This window comes from candidate division KSB1 bacterium (assembly GCA_022562085.1).
Taxonomy (GTDB): Bacteria; Zhuqueibacterota; Zhuqueibacteria; order Oceanimicrobiales; family Oceanimicrobiaceae; genus Oceanimicrobium.
Genome location: JADFPY010000345.1, coordinates 1 through 4,850 on the forward strand (window position 1 = coordinate 1; position 4,850 = coordinate 4,850).

The following is a 4,850-nucleotide window of genomic DNA, read 5'->3' on the forward strand; positions in this document are numbered from 1 at the left end:
ATATTGTCATTGATCGGTTGACCAAGTCCAAAGAATCCAAACAACCCAAACAAGATTCGCCAGGTACTTCAGATGAGCCTGCTCCCAAAGAAACCGTGCCGGAGTATGTGCGTTACGCGGAAAATCTGGTTGTTCTTCAAGGCCAGTTAAGGAGCGATCCCTATCGTATTGACGACATCGTGATAAAAGCGGAGACCATTATCAGCAAGCTAATGGATGTCCTTGAAAAGATCAACACCGACGTCGAACTCTCCAAGATTAGTTTTGCCGTCGAGGTCAATATGATCGCTGAAGACTATCTGCCCGAGCGCGTCTTACGGAAATCATATTTGCAGTTGTTTCCTGAAGATCGAGAAGAGCATGTGGACGAAGTCTCTGAAATGCTCACGACGCTTGATCAGGAGCTGGACACTGCCCTCGAAAACATACGCAACCGCAGACTTTCCGATCTAGACCATCAAGCCAGGTTTTTCAAGAAAAAATTTCAGGATTCCAAAGAAATAAAGGCGTGATAAATGAGTGTAGATTGCAGTTATGAATTTTAGCAGATATAGGTTGATGCTTGAGCATTCCACCATAATTCAAAGAGGAGATTGAGGATATGCCGGAAGACAAGAAAAATGAGGTGGCGCAGGTTACAAAACCCGATTCCAGCCAAGCTGTCCTAAAGCTTGTTCAAAATAAGGACACCGCAGCGCTAGTCCCAACCAAACCCGTAAACACGACCGATGAGCGGGTTACTGAGCTAGAGCAAAAAGCCAAGGAAATCATCGGTCAGCTCAAATCGGGCAGTATTAAGACCCACCAAAGCCTGCTGAACCAACTTCGGTTGACGGGATTGCAGGCCCAGAATGACGCCATGCTTGCCCTGGGGATGTTTCAGGAGAGTGTCAAAAAAGCGGTCAAATATGTTGGCAATCAAGAAGTCCCAAAAACCCTTGAAGATGCAGAACAGATGTTTCGCCAAATCAGCCCGAGTGCGATCAAATACGAAGGATTTCTGGGAAAACTCGCGAAGTTGCCGGTCATCGGCATTCTGGTGAGCTGGATGTTGCCGAAGATAGAGAAACAGTTGGCGACTATCGGCGCCCGAATTGACACGGTTGAAGGGTCGCTTCGAAGCATGCAGACCAACGCCACCAAACTGTCCGACCGGGCATTGGACAGAAATGTTGACGTGGAGAAGCTTCAGGAAATGATCATTGAACAGCAGAATAACCTGGAAGAAAACTCGTACTTGACAGAATGCTTTTTGGTTGAACTGAATGCGCTGCAAAATAATTTTTCGGAGACTGACCGGCGCATCGTTGAACGTTTAATGCTCTCCATTGCGCAACGCAATGCCTCTCTCCGTCGTGGCGTTTATCAGTTTGATAGCAGCTACCTGGTATTGAACGATGCCGTGGAAGGCAATATCCAGGTTGTGACCATGGTGGCTGATATGTTTACCATATACTTTCCGCAACTGATCACGGACATCGGTGCGAAGGTGGTCATTTACGAGCAATTGGAATCTGCTGATGCGATGAACCGGTTTAAGAGATTTGCGGATCAAACCCACCTGGAGAATATTCAAGATATGCGCCGGGCCAAAGCCGAGCTGGCGGCGCTGAATGATCCTGAAGTTGACCTTGCAGCCGTTGAAGCCAGCCATAAAGAGCTGCTGACCAGCCTCGAGGAAGGGCGCAGTAATCTGGGTGAACAAGTTACAAGGGCAAACAGTATTGCCGAACGCTACAAAGAACTGCGCAGCGAGTTGCAGGAGGCGGTGACAGCAGCCAAACTGGAGCTGCCTGAGCTCGATCAGGAATCGAAGGAGCCCGCTTCTGTAGAGGCCTAAAATGATCCGTCTTTGAGACCCTCTGTACCTGGATGACAATTCATAGCAACGTCGGAGATAAAACTATGTCAGAAGCATTATTGCCGCTTAGACGAAGAATGGAGAGGCAGAAAAAAATACCACGAACCTTGCCGCCCGAGGAGCGCCTGAAGCAAACTTTGGACGATGTCCGGCCCGGCGGCGCTTTGGAGTACGCCGATCAGATCTTCTTAGTCACTCGTGAAACCCAATATAAAGGTTTGGTCACTTTTCGAGAGTTTACGTTGGAAGAGGTTGAATCGGGTGACTTCTATAGCCTTGAGTTCGCGTTATTGGACGAATGGGATATTGTTTTTTGGGAAGATACAGATGTTGTGATCTCCCAGGTTGAGTTTGGCGGCTTTGCCAGGGGCGTTGCCATCGATTCTACACGCGTCAGGAGTTTTCTTGAGGATTGCAAAGAGCGGGATGATGGCTTTGTCCTTTATGATGGAACAAAATATTCCTACACGCAGAGTAGTGAGGGCGATTGGGTCGGTGAAAAGAATCCGCAGGCTGCAAAATTCACCCGGTATCGTAGTTACACTTTTGTCGATGAAGCCGAGGTGTTCCTGGTTGCATTTTCTGTCTGGGAGGTGTCCAGTGGAGAAAATGAAATTACAGTTTCGTACGGTCGTGCGTTGATCCCGGAAAATGTGGTAGTTCTCGCGCTGGGTGAAAATTCGAATGATACAAAGAAGTCAAATCCAAATACTTCGAAAGCAAGCGAGCAATCGAAAGCAAGCCGAAAAAAGAAACGCGGTAAAACCGTGGGCCAGGGCGATTAGTGTGCAAATTCCAATTTTTTACACTAATTTGAGCAGCAATACCACCCCTCTGGGGTTTGACTGTTCTGGCTCTGATTTGCTATAAATATATCACCCCTAACGGGGTTCAAGCATCCGGACTCTCATAGTAGAATTGTACAGGACAGGTTTCAAATGTTCAATAACCCCGAAGTGTCGGGGTGGAATGTTTATAGCAATAGAATACAAGAAAAACTAACCCCAGAGGGGTGACATATCAGTTCACTAACTAAGAAATCACGACAATAGTCAAGATGTCAATGACAAATTATATCGATCAATCCGTGCGCTTTATCCGCCACTACCTCATAGAGGGTCATCTGGACCTGGAACAGTTTACCGTGTTTCAGGACGGTTCGATGCGAATCAGGCAACACAATCTCGAGCTAACCGGCAGAATTATTGGCGAAAGTAACATCTTTTCTTTCCAACTCGATGATTTTGTATTTCATGAAATTCTGGCGTGTACGGACGTTAATCTTAAGAGCCTGGCACAGGTAAGAGCATCGTATGGTCCTCTTGATGAAGGTGTGACTCAAGACATATCGGTGAGGTTGCGCGCCAGGGTGAATTATCGCTTTGGCGCCCAAGTGCTCAAACTTGTTGATGCTCGAAAATGGCTTGGGTCGTTTGAAGACCGTGCTCTCAGTTTTGCCTCTCAAGATAAGACCATTGCACTGGTTCACACATTTTCTTACGATAAAGAACAACAGCCACCTGATGTTCCCAAGACCATTGTCCTGGGTCAATATTTGCCGGCATTTCATGAGATCAGGATTACAACCGCTCATAGCTATCCCAATGAGCAGAAGGTGGTTCGGAGTGATAGTGTTATTCAATTATTGTAGAGGGTGATTGATCCGTTGAGGTGAAATATGAACCCAAGAATTAGCGAAGCTATTCCTGCAGATGATTACAAATTGAAGCTGGTTTTTACCAACGGGGAAGAGGGTATCTATGATTGCTCTGTTCTATTAGATTTTGGTGTATTTCAGGTGGTTTAGGGTCCGTGGTCGTAGGCGGGTTAGCCCTTTCGACTCTCATCACACTCGTTTTGACGCCCCTGGTCTTTTCTTATGTCATCGAGTTGGTTTTGAAGCTGCGGCATGCATTGGGTTTGGCCGAAGTTATGGTCTCAAGTGCACCGAGTGAAGATTTTTGATTCGAGTTGACCTCGGATCGAAAGTACTGCTTTCAACATTTTGCTTGACTAATTTAGAACAATTTCTTTTCTTTTAAAAGAAAGTCCCCCGTGAAATCATTGAGCGGGTCAGCCCTACCCTTATGATATTTCAAAATAAGTTTAAAAGTGCAACAAAAAATTCGAAAATTACTTGGAAAAAGGTTCTCGTTGTTTAAAGAGGGACCGTTAAAGGCAATATCAGTATATTTTTAACAAAAGAAATAGTAGCTTAGCACACAAAATGGATAATCAAACACAGAGTAATAAGTTGTTATTGCGCGGCTCTATAATACTTCTAACTATTTCCGCTTTATTTACCTCATTTCAGTTAAGCGGTTTCTTAGGAATTTATCAATGCCTCAATTGCACATATCTTAGCTTACTACTTATACCATTTTTGCTTGCAATGATTTTGATGAAAACATATTCTGATAGATTAACTGAAAGGAGGAAAGTTTCAGAGGAAGAATTAAAAACTTTGTATTCTGAAGCAATCAGATATTCAGATAGTAACACAAAATCCAATGCATCGGATGAAGCTGAAAAGCTAAAAAAAACCGAAATTAAGCTAGAACTTGACGCACTACCACTTCGTTTGGCATTAGCTGACATTTACCCTGAAACTGTACTTGTTAGTAAAATAAGATACGAACTGAATTTACTACAAGAATATACAGATGTTGATGACGAGCCATTATTTGATGACTGGTCTGATAGAATTGAAGATCTTTTTCGTGAAATCGAAAATGAAGAAAGGAAAGAAGAAAAAGTATTTAAAAAATTAAGAGCAGAATTAAAAACTTTGCGCGAACAAGTAGCACAGTATGACAAAACTTGGGCTGAAGGTGAAATGATTTTTAAACGAGTGCTGTACTGGGCGGCTTCAACCGCCATAATTTTTACACTTGTTGGAATCCTCCCAATTATACATCCCAATGGAAATAGTTTACTTTTAATAGGCCACTGGGGCGCACTTGGGATTGCTGGCGCTTTGCTTTCGGTA

At 44.3% G+C, this 4,850-nt stretch carries 7 protein-coding genes; all 7 read left to right on the forward strand.

Translation table 11 applies throughout. The features are described from left to right. The coding region (locus tag IH879_19775) for a hypothetical protein (GenBank protein ID MCH7677167.1) at positions 1-512 on the forward strand (512 nt) is incomplete at its 5' end. Between the two features lie 113 nt (positions 513-625). After that, the gene (locus tag IH879_19780) at positions 626-1,840 is read left to right on the forward strand and encodes a hypothetical protein (GenBank protein ID MCH7677168.1); all 1,215 of its coding nucleotides are present in this window, start codon (positions 626-628) and stop codon (positions 1,838-1,840) included. A gap of 65 nt (positions 1,841-1,905) precedes the next feature. Then, a complete protein-coding gene (locus IH879_19785) occupies positions 1,906-2,646 on the forward strand; it encodes a hypothetical protein (protein ID MCH7677169.1) in 741 nt (246 codons plus the stop codon). Positions 2,647-2,924: 278 nt separating this feature from the next. Continuing rightward, on the forward strand, positions 2,925-3,512 hold the full coding sequence (locus IH879_19790; protein MCH7677170.1) for a DUF2617 family protein: 588 nt from the start codon (positions 2,925-2,927) through the stop codon (positions 3,510-3,512). Positions 3,513-3,539: 27 nt separating this feature from the next. Continuing rightward, positions 3,540-3,668 (forward strand): DUF2442 domain-containing protein, encoded by a 129-nt coding sequence (locus IH879_19795; protein ID MCH7677171.1) that lies wholly within the window; start codon positions 3,540-3,542, stop codon positions 3,666-3,668. 5 nt (positions 3,669-3,673) lie between these two features. Beyond that, positions 3,674-3,826, forward strand: a complete 153-nt coding sequence (locus tag IH879_19800) for a hypothetical protein (protein MCH7677172.1) — start codon at positions 3,674-3,676, stop codon at positions 3,824-3,826. A 262-nt stretch (positions 3,827-4,088) separates the two neighbouring features. Further along, positions 4,089-4,850 (forward strand): hypothetical protein (locus IH879_19805; protein MCH7677173.1); only part of this gene is annotated, 762 nt, incomplete at its 3' end.